The organism is Tissierella simiarum (assembly GCF_018917865.1).
GTDB classification, from domain to species: Bacteria; Bacillota; Clostridia; order Tissierellales; family Tissierellaceae; genus Tissierella_C; species Tissierella_C simiarum.
On the sequence record NZ_JAHLPM010000010.1, the window covers coordinates 22,929 to 38,918 of the forward strand.

Consider the following 15,990-nt stretch of genomic DNA (forward strand, 5'->3'; position numbering starts at 1 on the left):
TGATATACTATAATTGTCGATAAAACTTTGAAAGGCGGGATAATATGAGATGGAGTTTAAACGAGCTATATACTTCCTTTGATTCAAAAGAGTACATAGAAGATTTAAGAAAGTTAGATGTATTAATTGAGCTATTTAATAATTGGGCTAATAAAGATTTGCAATCAACAGAAGATTCTGTGGATAAAATAGAAAAATATATAGATAAATCCATAGAAATATCAAACTTATTCACAAAACTAATGTCTTATGCACATTTAACTACCAGTACTGATGCAAAAAATGAAATAGCTTTACAATATGTAGATAAACTGAATATGAAAAATTCAGAGTTAACTAAACCAAATGTTCAATTCCAAAATTTCATAAAAGAGATTAATAATTTAGATGAAATAATTGATTCATCAACATTACTAAAAGAACACGAATTTTATCTAAAACAAATTAAAGAAAGTACAAAATATTTATTAAGTGAAGAAGAAGAAATTCTTATTTCAAAAATGTCTAATACTGGCTCCAAAGCATGGACAAAACTACAAAATATGTTATCTTCTACCTTACTTGTAGATATAACTATAGATGGTGAGTCTAAAAAACTTCCTTTACCTGTCGCAAGAAATATGGCTCATGATAAGGATAAAAATAAACGAAAATTAGCTTATGAAGCAGAATTAGAAGCTTACAAAAAAATTGAAGAATCTTCTGCTGCAGCTTTAAATGGTATAAAAGGTGAAGCTATAACCTTAGCTGAAATAAGGGGCTTCGAATCTACCTTAGATGAAACTTTGGTTAAGTCCAGAATGGATGAAGAAACTTTAAACGCTATGCTTACTGCTATGGAAGAATTTTTACCAGTATTTCATAAATATTATAGAAAAAAAGCAGAACTTTTAGGTTATAAAAATGGTCTTCCATTTTATGAAATCTTTGCACCGATAGGAGAAGTTAATATGAGTTTCACATATAAAGAAGCTCAAGATTATGTAGTCAAAAACTTCAGAACCTTTAGTGATAAGTTAGGTAATTTTGCACAAAATGCCTTTGATAAAAATTGGATAGATGCTGAGCCTAGGGATGGTAAACGAGAAGGGGCTTTTTGCTCTAATTTACACTGTATAGGAGAAAGTAGAATTCTCGCTAACTTTAATGGTAGCTTTAGTAATATGACTACTTTAGCTCATGAATTAGGTCATGGATATCATGGTTCCTGTCTAAAGGATGAAACTATATTAAACAGTAGATACTCTATGCCTATAGCTGAGACTGCTTCTATATTCTGTGAAACCATCGTTATGAATGCAGCTTTAAAGGAAGCCAATGATAAAGAAGCTTTAAGTCTACTTGAATCCTCTATATCTGATGCTGGTCAAGTAATAGTAGACATTTATAGCCGTTTCCTATTTGAAAAAGAATTATTTAAGAGAAGAAAATCCCATACACTATCAGTAAATGAAATTAAAGAAATTATGACAGAGGCTCAGAAGAAAGCTTATGGTAACGGATTAGACCATAATATACTTCATCCATATATGTGGGCTAATAAACCTCATTACTACTATGCAACATTAAATTTCTATAATTTCCCTTATGCTTTTGGCTTACTATTCTCTAAAGGATTGTATGCAGAATACTTAAATAGGGGAGAAGAATTTGTAAAAGAATATGATAATCTTCTTAAAGCTACAGGTAAAAATAATATTAGAGATGTAGCTATGATGATGGATATTGATGTTCACAATCCAGAATTCTTTAGAAACTCTCTAAAATTAGTTGAAAAGGACATAGAAAGATTTATAGAATTAGCAGATAAACAATAGAGACTAGTACAAGTAACTAAAATATAAAATCTCTCGGAATTAGAAACACTTATCAATTCAGAGGGATTTTATTATATAAAAAATCAAAGGGATCATTGTTTATTATTAAATAATTATGTAATTGTAAGCTATTCAGTAAGTAAATAATCGCTAAACATTGTTTTAACCAATGATTCTATTTCTACTTTATCATAAATATAATATGATGTTGGTCCAATATATTTTGCTTCTCCAGGAATTATTTCCGTTGTAATATTGTCCATATCTATTTTGGTTGCAAGTCTTGCACCTTGTAAAACTACACCTATAGGTATGTTGGTTTCCACGTTGTTAAAATATGTTTCAATTAATGCTGGTAACTTCAGTATATTCTTCGGTCTTAGTGTCTGCTTTATTAATTCTTTCATAAACATTTGCTGAGCCTTAATTCTATCTATATCTCCTTCAGGATATTCTACTGTACGATCATTATTCTTTCTCCACCTTAAAAAACCATGAGCTTTGTCTCCATCTAGTACTTGTAAACCCTTTTTTATATTTATATTAAGTGGCGGATCATCTGTAGGATCAGTATATTCCATATCCCTAGGTACATCTATTTCTACTCCTCCTATAGCATCTACTATTTCTATTACAGCCTTATAGTCTACTGTTACATAATAATTTAAATCTATGTTTAAAAGGTCTCTAACAGTATCCACCGCTAAATAGGCTCCCCCTAGAGAGTAGGCTGCATTTATCTTAGAGTCATTTTTCCTTCCCCTTATTCTGACTTTAGTATCTCTGGGAATAGATATTATATTAATCTCACCAGTTTTAAAATTAACTTTACACAACATCATAGTGTCCGATCGATTTCCTGTAGATTGATATCCCTCTTGACTTTTAGCTTTCCTCTCTTTTACTTTATCTATTCCGCCTTTATCATCTATCCCCATTAGCAAGAACAATATTTCATCACTAATCTTACCTTTTTCATCTAAATTAATATCTTCATCACTACCAGTATCAGATACTACTGCTGAATTATTTTTTGAAAAAAACTTTCTATCTACAGCCATAAATATTAGAGTAAAACACATAAAAGCTATTATAAATGACAATAAGAGTTTCTTTTTCATTTGAACACCCCAGTTTTAGTTAGCAATTGCTGAGATATTGTAAGCATTTATTTCAACAAATTGAATTTATATAAATTTCAATTCTATTATTTAAATGATATATTCATATTATCAATACAATACATTTTAGTCAATAACTAGTAACCCAAATTTAACCATATTCTGAAACAAATTGTCCATTTTCAAATATATGATATACTATAATTGTTAATGGCAGTTTGAAAGGTGGGATAATATGAGGTGGAGTTTAAATGAATTATATACCTCCTTTGATTCAAAAGGGTACATAGAAGATTTAAAACAATTGGATGTATTAATTGAGTTATTTAACAATTGGGCTAATAAAGATTTACAGTCAACAGAAGATTCTGTGGATAAAATAGAAAAATATATAAATAAGTCCATAGAAATATCGAATTTATTCACAAAACTAATGTCTTATGCACATTTAACTACCAGTACTGATGCAAAAAATGAATTAGCTTTACAATATGTAGATAAGCTAAATATGAAAAATTCAGAGTTAACTAAACCAAATGTTCGATTCCAAAATTTCATAAAAGAGATTAATAATTTAAATGAAATAATGAATTCGTCAACATTACTAAAAGAACACGAGTTTTATTTAAAACAAATTAAAGAAAGTACAAAATATTTATTAAGCGAAGAAGAAGAAATTCTTGTTTCGAAGATGTCCAATACTGGTTCTAAAGCGTGGACTAAATTGCAAAACATGCTATCTTCTACTTTACTTGTAGATATAACTATAGATGGTGAATCTAAAAAACTTCCCTTACCCATTGTAGAAAATATGGCTCATGATAAAGATAAAAACAAACGAAAATTAGCTTATGAAGCAGAATCGGAGGCTTATAAGAAAATTGAAGAATCTTCTGCTGCAGCTTTAAATGGCATAAAAGGTGAGGCTATAACTTTAGCTGAAATGAGAGGTTTTAAATCTACCTTAGATGAGACTTTGGTTAAATCTAGAATGGATGAGGAAACCTTAAATGCTATGCTTACTGCTATGGAAGAGTTTTTACCAGTATTTCATAAATATTATAGAAAAAAAGCAGAACTTTTAGGTTATGAAAATGGTCTTCCATTTTATGAAATCTTTGCACCTATAGGGGAAGTTAATATGAGTTTCACCTATAAAGAAGCTCAAGATTATGTGGTGAAAAACTTTAGAACCTTTAGTGATAAGTTAGGTAATTTTGCACAAAATGCCTTTAATAAAAGTTGGATAGATGCTGAATCTAGGGATGGTAAACGAGGAGGAGCTTTTTGTTCTAATTTACACTGTATAGGAGAAAGTAGAATTCTTGCTAACTTTAATGGAAACTTTTCAAATATAATTACTTTCGCTCATGAATTAGGCCATGGATATCACGCCACTTGTTTAAAGGATGAAACTATATTAAATATTTCATGTCCTATGCCTATAGCTGAAACTGCTTCTCTATTCTGTGAAACCATTGTTATGAATGCTGCTCTAAAGGAAGCTAATGATAAGGAAGCTTTAAGTTTGTTAGAAACTTTTATACGTGATTCCAGCTATCTAATAGTAGATATGTACAGTAGATTTTTATTTGAATCAGAGTTGTTTGAAAGAAGAAAATCCCATACACTCTCAGTAAATGAAATTAAAGAAATTATGATAGAGTCTCAAAAGAAGGCTTATGGTAACGGATTAGACCATAGTATACTTCATCCCTATGCATGGGTTAATAAACCCCACTATTATAAAACAACAATAAACTTCTATAATTTTCCCTACACTTTCGGCCTATTATTTTCTAAAGGATTATATGCAGAATACTTAAATAGGGGAGAAGAATTTGTAAAAGAATATGATAATCTTCTTAAAGCTACAGGCAAAAATAATATTAGAGATGTAGCTATGATGATGGATATTGATGTTCACAATCCAGAGTTCTTTAGAAACTCTTTGAAACTGATCGAGAAAGATATAGAAAAATTTATAGATTTGACAAGTAAATAATTTATTAAATAAACAACTCCTATTCTTAGTGCTTATCACTAAGAATAGGAGTTTACTTTATTTATGAAGTTCTTTACGAATTAAATCTCTTTTATTTTTTATTTCTTCTATCACATGACTTAGCCTTCCAGTAGTTAAATGTGGATAAGCTTTAAGTAATCTAATATGTCGTCTTTTAAGCTTCAAATAAACTGTTTCTGCCCTTCCTTTTAATATACCTTCCCTAGACCTAATCTTTTTATTTAACTCTTCTCTAATGTTTACCAATTCTTTAAGCACTTTTCTAAATTCTATTAAGGAATTTATAGTTAAAGTTAAATCTATTACAAAAAATATCAGTAATATATTGTATAAAGGCGATAACAAAGAAGCTGGTATAGAATATACTACATATTCCATTATAGGATGAATTACATACATCAATATTACAGAAGCTATTCCCCATGCTAAGGAAAATCTTAAACATACATATCCTTTAATATTGAATTTTTCTTCACTATAATCCCACCATTTCGTATCAAAGACAAGTTCTAAAACATATCCCGTTATATATTCTAGAATTGTAGCAACTACAATTCCTCCTAAAAATAAATATAGTAAATTATTTTTTAAAGGAGTTAAAAATAAGATCATTAATACTGCTCCACTACCATAAATAGGACAAATAGGACCAAATAAAAATCCTCGATTTATAAATTTTTTTAATATAAAAATATGGTAAACCACTTCTATTATCCATCCTATACAGGAATACAATATGAAAAATAAAAAGATATGATAAAAATTAAAAGTATTAAACAATTCATTTCACCCATTCCATAATATTAATTAGTTATATTATAACATCTTAGATTTATCTGAGCATCTTAAACTCTTTATAAATTATTAAGGATATTGTAAGCAAATCGTAAGATTAAATTAATTTATTTGAAAGAATGCTAGTCTATAATAAAATTAATAAGCTATTGATCCTTTAATAGGAGGTTTTAAATATGAAAACAAATATTTTTGTTATATATGGTGGAAAATCAGTAGAGCATGAAGTATCTTTACATAGTGCTTCAGCTATAATGAATGCAGTAAATAAAGAAAAATATAATATTTATCCAATTTATATTACGAAAGAAGGTATCTGGTATAGCCTTGGATTATTAAAAGATGACATAGGAGATATAGAGCAATTAAAAAAGACTAGTTCTTCTACAATACCTTCTTCCATAGGAGACTTCTTAACCAATTATTTAAAACATGACGAAAAAAATATAGTTTTTCCTGCGCTCCATGGAACTAATGGTGAAGATGGAACTATACAAGGACTTTTAGAACTACTAGATATTCCTTATGTTGGTAACGAAGTCTTGTCTTCTGCACTAGGAATGGATAAGGTCATAATGAAAGATCTATTTACAAAAGAGAATATACCACAAGGAAAATATATGTCTCTTAGATTTCATACATGGAAAGACAATAGTGAAGAGTCCTTGGAAAAAATAGAAATGACTATTGGCTATCCATGTTTTGTTAAACCTGCTAGATCTGGCTCTAGTGTTGGTATAAGCAGATGTGAAAATAAGGACGAACTGAAAAAAGGTCTTCAAGAAGCTTTTCTATACGATAATAAAACAGTAATAGAAGAAGAAATAATAGGCAGAGAAATGCAAATATCCGTAGTAGGAAATGATTATCCAAAGGCTTCTGTAGTAGGAGAATTCATTATGGAAAGAAGATTTATGGATTACAATGCAAAATATCTAGATGGAAAATTAATTCCAGTAATACCAGCTAGACTATTAAAAAACCTAAGTGATGCTATGAGAGAAACTGCTATTAAAACTTTTAAAATATTGAATTGTTATGGTCTTGTACGAGTTGATTACTTTGTTACAGAAGACAATAAATTTTACGTAAACGAAGTCAATACTATGCCTGGTTTTACTAAATCCAGTATGACTCCAGCTTTATGGGAAAAAACTGATGGTACTACCTATCCTCAATTAATCGAGAAACTTATTGAATTAGCTTTCGAAAGATATGAACAAAAGAAGTCTATAATAAACGGAAGGTGAACTAAATGATAAGAAGAAACTTAAGAGAAATTCAGGAAATGTCTAGTGGATTTAGCCTAAAAAAAGAACATGAGAAAATTACTATTAATGGTGTTTCTACAGATTCTAGAAATATAAATATTGGTCAGTTATTTGTTCCTTTAACTGGGGAAAACTTTAACGGTCATAATTTTATATACGATGCAATAAAAAAAGGAGCTGTAGCGGCTTTATGGAATCAAGAAGAACCTATTCCTAATATTGATTTTCCCTTTATACTAGTAGATGATACATTAGTAGCCCTTCAAAAATTAGCTAAAGCTTATCGAAGTCAACTAAGCACAAAAGTAATCGGTATTACAGGAAGTAATGGTAAAACATCTACTAAAGACATACTAGCAAGTCTTCTAAAAACTCAATATAAAACTCACAAAACTTTTGGAAACTTTAATAATCATATTGGAGTGCCTTTAACCATTTTAGATATGGATGAAGATACTGAAATGGCTGTTATTGAAATGGGTATGTCAAATTTAGGAGAAATTGAATTACTGTCTTCTATTGCTGCTCCAGATGTAGGAGTAATTACTAATATAGGTGAGGCCCATTTAGAAGACTTAAAAACCAAGGAAAACATTATAAAAGCTAAACTTGAAATCTTAAAAGGATTGAACCCTAATGGACTTTTTCTTTACTTTGGAGACGACTCAATGTTAAAAGAAAAAGTAAAAAGTATTCCTATGAACTATGAAGTTATGACTTTTGGTATTAAACCTTCTAACACTTATCAATTTCAAGTTGGTTTTGTTAATGAAAAAGGTGTTTCCTTCTTTCTAAAAAATCCTATTTCACCAACTTTCTTTTTACCAATGTTAGGTAAACATCAGATATACAATGCTACAGCAGCTATCGCAATAGCTAGATATTTTAATATCTCTTTTGAGAATATACAAAAAGGATTTCTGAAGGTAGAAAAGACAGGCATGAGAAATGAGTTAGTACATGGAAAAGAATTTACTATCCTAAACGATTCATATAAATCTAATCCTACAAGTGTTTTAGCAGCACTAGAAACTGTTTACTCTATGGAAGGTTATAATCAAAAAATTATTGTCCTTGGTGATATGCAGGGTTTAGGAAAATATGAAATTAAAATGCATGAAGAAATTGGACAAAAAATCAATTCAAATAAAGTAGACTTTCTATTTACTATAGGACCAATTTCTCGTCATATTGGCAAAACAGCAATAATGAGCTTTGGAAAAAATAGAGTAACTTCATGTACTGATAAATCTCAGTTAGTTGCAGAGCTTAAAAAAGTTATAAAACCTAATGCATTAATTTTAGTAAAAGCATCAAGAGCATTACAGTTAGAAGAAATTGTAGACAAATTAAAAGAAGAAACTTTTTTATTACATGAAAATATGGTTATATAGAAAGTTAGAAATGAGTTAATATGATTTGCCTATGGAAGTTATTGTAAATAGCCCCTCCTACAATAACTTCCATTTATAATTAGATGACCTCTATGGTATCTCCTTCCCTTACAACTCCACCTTTTAAAACCTTCGTAAATATTCCTTCCTTCGGCATTACACATTTGCCTACCTTTTGAGATATAGCACATCCTGTATGACATTCTTTACCAATTTGAGTTACCTCTTGAATTGTCTCTCCTATAATCAACTTCGTACCTATCGGAAGTTCATAAAGAATTATTCCTTCTGTAGTTATATTTTCCGCAAACACTCCTGGTTCTAATCCTTCTATCCCTTGGTTTTCCATCTTATCAAAACTTTCAATACCAAGCAGACTTACTTGTCTATGCCATTTTCCACTATGAGCATCTCCTTTTAATCCGAAATCTTCAATAAATAAGCCTTCCTTTATTGGTTCTTTAATTACTCCTTTTTCTTTACTAATATTTATAGATAATACCTTCCCCTTTAAATTCTCCCTTACATAGTCACCAGATTTTCCTCCAGTTTTTTTAATAAGCATAATATCTTCTATAACCATATCTTTATCTACAGCTTTACACATATCATATATAGTTAAACAAGCTATTGAGACAGCCGTCAAAGCTTCCATCTCTACACCAGTTTTTCCTATAGTCTTTACTTCTGACTCTACTTCAATAGCATCTTCTAATATATTAAATCTAATATCTGCTCCTGTTAAGAATAAATTGTGACACATAGGAATTAATTCACTAGTCTTTTTAGCTCCCATTATTCCACCAATTTGAGCTACAGACAAAACATCTCCTTTTTCTATTACTCCAGATCTAATCTTTTCTATGGTTTCTTTCCGCATCTTGATTTTCCCTTTTGCTATAGCAGTTCTTTTTGTATCTTCTTTTTCTCCAACTTCTACCATATGGGCTCTTCCACTTTCATTAAAATGAGTAAATTCCATTATTTATCCCCCTATTTGATTCATATTTCTCCTTATATATTTGCCTTCTTCTAACTTATGGGATTCTTCTTTCTCTAATATGGATTTAGTTATTAATTTTTTTATATCTTCTCCGTTCCTTAATGCTTCCTTTATATCGATTTCCTTATTGGAATGAAGACATAGCTTTAACTTTCCTTGAGAAGTTAACCTTATCCTATTACAGTTTTCACAAAACTTACAAGTTATAGGATTTATTAATCCTACTCTACCTTTTCCATTAGGTAATTTATAATATACAGCTGGTGAAGAATTATCTTCTCTTTCAACCTGAGCCAATTCTCTTACTTTATCCAAGACTATACTATTAGAAACAAACTTTTCCTTTGCCCATGGTGCAGCTTCTCCTATAGGCATTAACTCTATAAAACGTACATCTATTTCTTCTTTTTCTGTAAGTTTTACAAAATCTATAATTTCGTCATCATTAAATCCACCAATTAATACTGTATTTATCTTTATGGGAGTTAGTCCAACTTTTCTTGCTTCTTCTATACCTTTTAGAATTTCTCCTAACTTCCCACCTCGTGTAATATAGATATACTTTTCTTCTTTTAAAGTGTCTAAGCTAATATTTACTCTATTTAATCCTGCTTCTTTTAAAGCTGCTGAAAATTTTTCTAAAAGTAATCCATTAGTAGTCATAGCTAAGTCTTTTACTCCAGATAGTTTAGATACTCTTTCTATAAGGCTCACTATGCCTTTCCTTGTTAAAGGTTCTCCTCCAGTAAACCTTATTTTATTTATACCCAAATCTACAAAAGCTTCCGTTATTTCATAAACTTCTTCTAAGGTCAATATATCTTCATGAGAAACCTTTTCTATACCCTTTTCTGGCATACAATAAACACACCTTAAATTACATCTATCAGTTAAAGAAATCCGTAGATAATTAATCTCTCTTCCATAAGAATCTTTCACTTTATCACCTTCTTCATTAGCTTATTAAATCCTTTAATAAGTTAATTAATTATATCATACTAAATACCCTATTTTAATATATTTATATTATATAATTAATTAAAAAAGCTATTTAGGAATATAGAGTATCCCTAAATAGCTTTTAAATAATTAAATTTATTTTTAATTGATGTTTCTATCATTTATATAAGATTATAATAGTCTATAAAAGATGAAATAGCATACTATATTTACTAAGATTAAAAATAAAAGTAATCCTATCCAATCCATTTTATTTTTCTTTGGCTCTTCTATAGAATATAGAAATATTACTTGAAAGTGTGCTAGGACAAATGGTATAAGTTTTAATAAAAGTACATCTGTTATGATAACAACACTTACTGATACTACTAAAACTATCGGATATAGTATTCTAATCCATTGTTTATTATCTAAGTACCATCTATCCATTATTCTTCCTCCTATTAGTATAGTTGTTTTTTATATATTATTAACTTAATTGTCTTCTTTCTAAGAATTTTTGTTTAAGTATTAAATAAGCTATTGAAAACTCTGTCATAGATAACATAAACAATGAATTTATAAATCTATTTGCTACTATATATCCTAAAATTATAATTATGTTTAAAAATATTGTTCTACTTCTGGCTATTTTCTTATTTTTTACTAATTCCTCTTGAGTCTTGGGATTGTTTTTATTTTCGACTGGAGAAAATTTAAATATAGTTATTGTGGAAAAAATTAATGCAAGTAATCCTACAATCGGTTTATAAATATCTAAGGTCATATTTCTTATAATCAGTAAAAAAATATAAATCACTATAGAATAGATATAACATTCATAATATCTCTTTGCATGATATCCTCCTGTATAGGATTTTAAAAAGAAATATACTGATAAAAATATTATTGATGAAATAAATTCTCCCATAATAAATCCAAGTATCAATATAGTAACGGATGTAAATAAGCTAGAAATAACTAATTGTAAACCATAAATATAATTATCTCTCTCTTCTATATCTATTATTTTATTTACTATTAAATAAAAACTTATATCTTCTGCTAATCTTTGTAACATTTAAGTCCTCCATAAAATTGATTTTTATTATATTTATACAATAGCATATCTTAACTATGCCTTGTTTTAAATTACATAGATACTATTAAAAACTTATGAGTAGCAGTATAAAAATAAACTTAGCAGTTTAATTTAAATTCACATGCTAAGTTTATTTTATACTTATGCTAAAACTTTAGTTGAATAAAGATAATATTTAAATGGAAGTATTTACACTGCTAAGCTATATCTCTCTATGATACATAAATCTACTAGTTATCAAACCAACAAGCCCCACATTTATTTAAAATACTGATATAACCTAAATTCCCCACTTCATAATTGCCTTACTTATTTCTTTGGCTTTTTAGGTTCAAATGTTAAAAATGCCGATTGTTTTCCTTCTGCTAAGTCAGTTGCTTTTTTTGATAGCTTAGCTATGTTTTGTAATACTTTTATCTTTGTATTATTCATCCTATTCCCCCCTTTTTAAAATTTTTTAAATAGTATTAAAAATACTATAGAGAACTTTGTTGTAACTAATATAAGTTAAATATTAGTAAATTTCTTCTATATCTATTATTCTATTTCTCACTAAATATTTTTATAAAAATTAAAGCTGTTATTAATTAATCTTTATGCTAGTTATAGAATATCATATCTTGTCCATATTTTGTTTAAAATGGTATGAATGGTAATAAAAATAGCACGAATAGTAATAAAAGATTTAATTATTGAATCACTTCAGAATGAGCACAAAAAACATATAAATCTAATTTAATTTTAGTAGCATAAAATCAAATTTAAAGATATTTTTCAGTCAAGTTAATATTTATATTTTACCTTAACTTGTTTGTTATACATCTTTTATCTAACGTAAACTTTCTGTGTTTTTTAAATTTTTCTCTTGAATATTATTAACTGATTCTAATATGGTATAATTATATATAATTACACTATGTCATAGAAATTACATTACATAATAATTATTTAGATTACTCCAATTGTTATATATTTTAAAATTAGCTCTAATTTTAGAATATAATTTTCTTTAATAAAGTCAATAAACTTATCAAAACATACGTAACATAGATTTAATCTCTTTTGAAATATTACTTATAGCTCATACTCTAATCATAAACTTCAAGTATATTATAAAAATTCAGTATTGCTGGTTATATAAATATTCTTATAAAGAAAGGATGAATAGTCATTAAAAGATATGAATACAATGAAAGAGATTTTGACACAGTAAAGAAAAATATATCTATTGCATTGAATAAATATAATATTGCAATTGAATCTTTAAGTAGAATGGCAAGAGTTGATTTAGATTGGATAAAAGATTATTTAGATGGAAAAAAAGAAATATTTGAAGAAAATCAGTTAAATGAAAATTATTTAAAACTTGAATACATATCTACTTTTTTATCAGGTGCAATATCACTTATTTCTCCAGATGATAGAGTTAAAGGGATTATAGAATATTTAATGGAAGAATATAATATCAGTTATAATACTATTTCCTTATACGCTGATATTGAAAAAGAAGATATTGAGGATTTTATGAAAGATGCTAATTCCATTTCATACGAGAAAAAATACAGATTAGCAACAACAAGTTTATTTTTGCATTTTTTATTTAAAAAACCAGATTGTTAAATCAATCTTTAAGCAAGACAAAATCATAACAGTATTTTTCTTGATATTTATATATATTGAGGAGGAAATTATGAATTATATTAATTTTATTTATGGGACATTAGTTACACTTATTATTTTTATTGTGTTAATAAGATTTTGGATGGAAGTTGCAAATTATATTGGTAACAAACTCAGAATAGATGTTTTTTTTATGAATTTACTAGATAAAATACAGAAACGTAAATAATTAAACTTTTTTATTAAATTAATAAGTATCAAATAGCCCTCACCTTTTAAAATATGTAAAATCTTATAATTCCTTATATTTATTATTATTAATCAAAAGTTAAAGAAATAATAGATAAAAATTCCACCAAAAGTTATACAAATATTTAAAGCAAGTAGAATAGCCGTGATACTAGAAAATCAAAGTTGAACTTAAAAAACAGGGTATATAGTTCTATAAGAAAAGTTAGCTGAATAATGAAGCAAAATTAATCAAAAAGGAGAGCAAATTATGATTGAAAAAAATACATTATCCTATTATCTTATTTTTATCATTAATATTGATCTTAATATTAAATATATTTTTAAAATCTAAAAAAATATATATTAAAAATATAAAAGAAATAAATGTTTATACTTTTAATAATAGTCAAAAATTTAATGGGGACTTTATTTTTAAAATTGATAATATTAATTTAATTAATTCTTTTGAAAAAATTTTGATGGAAAGTAAAACTAAAATTAAATTTAAAGATTCTATTAATGCCAATGATATAACTGAAAGCTATAGTCTAAAAATCAAAGATAAAAATTCTGAAGGAGAATTTTTATTATTTTTATTTATTGGTAAAAATGACAAAGAAAGTTATATTGTTTTTTTGGGTATGATGATATTTATCACATACCATTTGAAAAAACAAAAGAATTAAAAAAAATATTTAAATTGAGTAGGAGGTAACTAATTATTTTAATTACCGTCCTCTCACACCACTGTATGTCAAGCTATCTAACAAGACATTATTTTTCATATAGTAGAATGATAAATGCACTTTAGATTATAGGCAATAAAAATAGAAACTACCTAGCATTAATTGAATCCAGTCCTCTTCTCATCCTCAGGAAAGTTATGCTATTTAGAAATATAAAATAACTCTAAATAGCCTTCAAATCAAATTGGATTTTTATTAATTTTTTGTTTCTAAAAGATCTCCCAAATCTTTATCCATTGTAGATATCGTAAAATATTTTCCTTGTATTTTTGCAATACAATAGTTATCTTTTATCTTAAATGTTAAATAATTTAAATCTTCACTTATTTTATCTTTCTCAATTTCATCTGATTGTTGAAAAATTTGTATCGATACTAGTAATGATCCGTTCTTAAAGAAGTTAACTTTAAAAAATGGCCTAACTATATATTGATCAATTATCTTTTTATTAACATTTACATCAGTAATAGGGAAAAATTTTTCCTTAAATAATTCTAAATTATTATTGTTCTCAAAAACTATTTTATCAGTTTTATATCCTATCACTTCAATTTTATCAGCTTCATGCATATTATCATGAAGCTGCACCCATTTTTTATTATTATGCAGTCTATAAATACCTTTTAAAGACAAAATTAATCCAACTATTATTAGACTCAAAAAAATAAATCGTCTTTTATTATTCATTATAAAGCTCTCCTTAAAAATTAGTTCAATATAATGGATATTGCATAAATTATAAAATTTGAATTTCTGCACTTAAGCTAAACAAACAATTTATAGCATTTCCTAATGCCATCATTCATTAAAATTTTTAAACTTAAGTGCTAAAAATTCAAATTATATGACGTCTTTTTATTCAAGATACGATTCTATTGTAGAAATACGTTAAAATATAAATAAAGCATATATTATTTATATTCTAAACTTAAAGATAATATCTACTGATGAAACTGAATATAGTTATCTATTCCTTTTCTTAATAAAGCTTCATTATCATTAAAATCATAATCTGCCCTTTCACTCTTGTATTGTGATGCAGCACTTCTATCACCTACATAAGATCTTCTATTTATAGTTTTTCCTGCTCGATATGGATATATATTGCGTACTTCTACTATTTTATTATAATGTACTTTTGAAACATATTCATTCGCTGTAACATCTTTTATAACTCCATATCCTCCTGTACCTAAACTTACAATAGTAAAAACTGTATTTATAACTGTAGTTGGCCATGAAACTAGAGCTGCTATGGCACTAACACTCATCCCTGCATAAACATCCCAACTATAATGTTTGTACATTTCAAAATGCATACTTTCATATAACTTTCCTGTGTATCCACGATAAACTAAACTTCTTAAATATTTAGAAGAATATTCTTTTCCATAGTAACTTTCAAGATCAGCAGTAATCTTTGAAGCTATAGATGAATCTGTTGAAAGCTCTATAGGTTGTGTTATATTCTCATTAAAATCTACAGATAACTGTTTATCTAGTTTTATCTTATTATTTAATACATCTGTCCTCAGCACATCAAAGTTTTCAATATTAAAATCTTCTGTTCTATCGTTAATAATTGTTGAGTTAATTAAATTAGGCTCTAATTTATCCTTCATATTAATTTCAGCATATCCATTAACATTTTCCGAAATACTTAATGTAAAATTATCATTATCTTCATAGTAATAGTAAGTGTCACCAATCTTAGTAATCTCCTTAATTACTATTCCATCATTTTCAATACTTTCAATTATTTCTATATTAGGATTTAAAGACATCTCAGAAGCAAAGACATTGAAATTCATACTTACCATCATAAATACCAATATCATTGAAAATATTTTCTTAAACTTCATAATTTATCCCCCCGTTTTTTAAATTAAACTTCCTAATAAAAGCATATTCATATTATTTAGCCC

Annotated in this window: 15 protein-coding genes and 1 pseudogene; 6 read left to right on the forward strand and 10 right to left on the reverse strand. The window is 27.2% G+C overall.

Annotated features, from left to right (window positions below; genetic code table 11):
• The first annotated feature begins 44 nt into the window (after positions 1–44).
• Positions 45–1,817 (forward strand): M3 family oligoendopeptidase, encoded by a 1,773-nt coding sequence (locus tag KQI42_RS12205; RefSeq protein WP_216520155.1) that lies wholly within the window; start codon positions 45–47, stop codon positions 1,815–1,817.
• Positions 1,818–1,945: 128 nt separating this feature from the next.
• Here KQI42_RS12205 and KQI42_RS12210 read toward each other — a convergent pair whose 3' ends face one another.
• The gene (locus KQI42_RS12210) at positions 1,946–2,938 is read right to left on the reverse strand and encodes an LCP family protein (RefSeq protein WP_216520157.1); all 993 of its coding nucleotides are present in this window, start codon (positions 2,936–2,938) and stop codon (positions 1,946–1,948) included.
• 235 nt (positions 2,939–3,173) lie between these two features.
• Here KQI42_RS12210 and KQI42_RS12215 point away from each other — a divergent pair, with 235 nt between their 5' ends.
• Entirely contained in the window at positions 3,174–4,943 is a 1,770-nt protein-coding gene (locus tag KQI42_RS12215) for a M3 family oligoendopeptidase (protein WP_216520158.1), read from the forward strand.
• Between the two features lie 57 nt (positions 4,944–5,000).
• Here KQI42_RS12215 and KQI42_RS12220 read toward each other — a convergent pair whose 3' ends face one another.
• Positions 5,001–5,744, reverse strand: coding sequence for a putative ABC transporter permease (locus KQI42_RS12220; RefSeq protein WP_216520159.1), 744 nt, complete (start codon positions 5,742–5,744; stop codon positions 5,001–5,003).
• A 191-nt stretch (positions 5,745–5,935) separates the two neighbouring features.
• On the opposite strand from KQI42_RS12220, the gene KQI42_RS12225 reads away from it, so the two are divergent.
• Together KQI42_RS12225 and KQI42_RS12230 are read left to right on the forward strand one after the other, a co-directional pair.
• Positions 5,936–7,009: a D-alanine--D-alanine ligase gene (locus KQI42_RS12225; RefSeq protein WP_216520160.1), complete on the forward strand. Its 1,074-nt coding sequence runs from the start codon at positions 5,936–5,938 to the stop codon at positions 7,007–7,009.
• A gap of 5 nt (positions 7,010–7,014) precedes the next feature.
• Positions 7,015–8,424, forward strand: coding sequence for a UDP-N-acetylmuramoyl-tripeptide--D-alanyl-D-alanine ligase (locus KQI42_RS12230; protein ID WP_216520161.1), 1,410 nt, complete (start codon positions 7,015–7,017; stop codon positions 8,422–8,424).
• Positions 8,425–8,503: 79 nt separating this feature from the next.
• On the opposite strand, the gene KQI42_RS20985 is transcribed toward KQI42_RS12230, so the two are convergent.
• The 6 genes and pseudogenes from KQI42_RS20985 to KQI42_RS21370 form a co-directional block, all read right to left on the reverse strand.
• Entirely contained in the window at positions 8,504–8,917 is a 414-nt protein-coding gene (locus tag KQI42_RS20985; RefSeq protein ID WP_343231690.1) for an MOSC domain-containing protein, read from the reverse strand.
• Positions 8,918–8,953: 36 nt separating this feature from the next.
• Positions 8,954–9,406: pseudogene (gene moaC / locus KQI42_RS20990) on the reverse strand (cyclic pyranopterin monophosphate synthase MoaC); the annotation flags it as partial.
• Between the two features lie 3 nt (positions 9,407–9,409).
• Positions 9,410–10,366 (reverse strand): GTP 3',8-cyclase MoaA, encoded by a 957-nt coding sequence (moaA, locus tag KQI42_RS12240; RefSeq protein ID WP_216520164.1) that lies wholly within the window; start codon positions 10,364–10,366, stop codon positions 9,410–9,412.
• Positions 10,367–10,558: 192 nt separating this feature from the next.
• Positions 10,559–10,816 (reverse strand): hypothetical protein, encoded by a 258-nt coding sequence (locus KQI42_RS12245; RefSeq protein ID WP_216520165.1) that lies wholly within the window; start codon positions 10,814–10,816, stop codon positions 10,559–10,561.
• Positions 10,817–10,856: 40 nt separating this feature from the next.
• A complete protein-coding gene (locus tag KQI42_RS12250; protein WP_216520166.1) occupies positions 10,857–11,447 on the reverse strand; it encodes an accessory gene regulator ArgB-like protein in 591 nt (196 codons plus the stop codon).
• A gap of 330 nt (positions 11,448–11,777) precedes the next feature.
• Entirely contained in the window at positions 11,778–11,900 is a 123-nt protein-coding gene (locus tag KQI42_RS21370) for a hypothetical protein (RefSeq protein ID WP_281420426.1), read from the reverse strand.
• 738 nt (positions 11,901–12,638) lie between these two features.
• On the opposite strand from KQI42_RS21370, the gene KQI42_RS12255 reads away from it, so the two are divergent.
• Both KQI42_RS12255 and KQI42_RS12260 read left to right on the forward strand, forming a co-directional pair.
• Positions 12,639–13,088 carry an HTH domain-containing protein gene (locus KQI42_RS12255; protein ID WP_343231691.1) on the forward strand — a complete coding sequence of 150 codons (450 nt, stop codon included), beginning with the start codon at positions 12,639–12,641 and terminating at the stop codon, positions 13,086–13,088.
• 503 nt (positions 13,089–13,591) lie between these two features.
• On the forward strand, positions 13,592–14,005 hold the full coding sequence (locus tag KQI42_RS12260; protein ID WP_216520170.1) for a hypothetical protein: 414 nt from the start codon (positions 13,592–13,594) through the stop codon (positions 14,003–14,005).
• A gap of 255 nt (positions 14,006–14,260) precedes the next feature.
• Here the strand turns inward: KQI42_RS12260 and KQI42_RS12265 are convergent, their stop codons facing one another.
• Positions 14,261–14,752, reverse strand: coding sequence for a hypothetical protein (locus tag KQI42_RS12265; protein WP_216520171.1), 492 nt, complete (start codon positions 14,750–14,752; stop codon positions 14,261–14,263).
• A gap of 254 nt (positions 14,753–15,006) precedes the next feature.
• The gene (locus KQI42_RS12270) at positions 15,007–15,927 is read right to left on the reverse strand and encodes a hypothetical protein (RefSeq protein ID WP_216520172.1); all 921 of its coding nucleotides are present in this window, start codon (positions 15,925–15,927) and stop codon (positions 15,007–15,009) included.
• Positions 15,928–15,990: the final 63 nt, after the last annotated feature.

Coding starts and splice junctions, on each gene's coding strand:
- KQI42_RS12210 (WP_216520157.1), bottom strand. CDS start 2,938: ATGAAAAAGAAACTCTTATTGTCATTTATAATAGCTTTTATGTGTTTT.
- KQI42_RS12230 (WP_216520161.1), top strand. CDS start 7,015: ATGATAAGAAGAAACTTAAGAGAAATTCAGGAAATGTCTAGTGGATTT.
- KQI42_RS12205 (WP_216520155.1), top strand. CDS start 45: ATGAGATGGAGTTTAAACGAGCTATATACTTCCTTTGATTCAAAAGAG.
- KQI42_RS12245 (WP_216520165.1), bottom strand. CDS start 10,816: ATGGATAGATGGTACTTAGATAATAAACAATGGATTAGAATACTATAT.
- KQI42_RS12215 (WP_216520158.1), top strand. CDS start 3,174: ATGAGGTGGAGTTTAAATGAATTATATACCTCCTTTGATTCAAAAGGG.
- KQI42_RS12265 (WP_216520171.1), bottom strand. CDS start 14,752: ATGAATAATAAAAGACGATTTATTTTTTTGAGTCTAATAATAGTTGGA.
- KQI42_RS12225 (WP_216520160.1), top strand. CDS start 5,936: ATGAAAACAAATATTTTTGTTATATATGGTGGAAAATCAGTAGAGCAT.
- KQI42_RS21370 (WP_281420426.1), bottom strand. CDS start 11,900: ATGAATAATACAAAGATAAAAGTATTACAAAACATAGCTAAGCTATCA.
- KQI42_RS12270 (WP_216520172.1), bottom strand. CDS start 15,927: ATGAAGTTTAAGAAAATATTTTCAATGATATTGGTATTTATGATGGTA.
- KQI42_RS12250 (WP_216520166.1), bottom strand. CDS start 11,447: ATGTTACAAAGATTAGCAGAAGATATAAGTTTTTATTTAATAGTAAAT.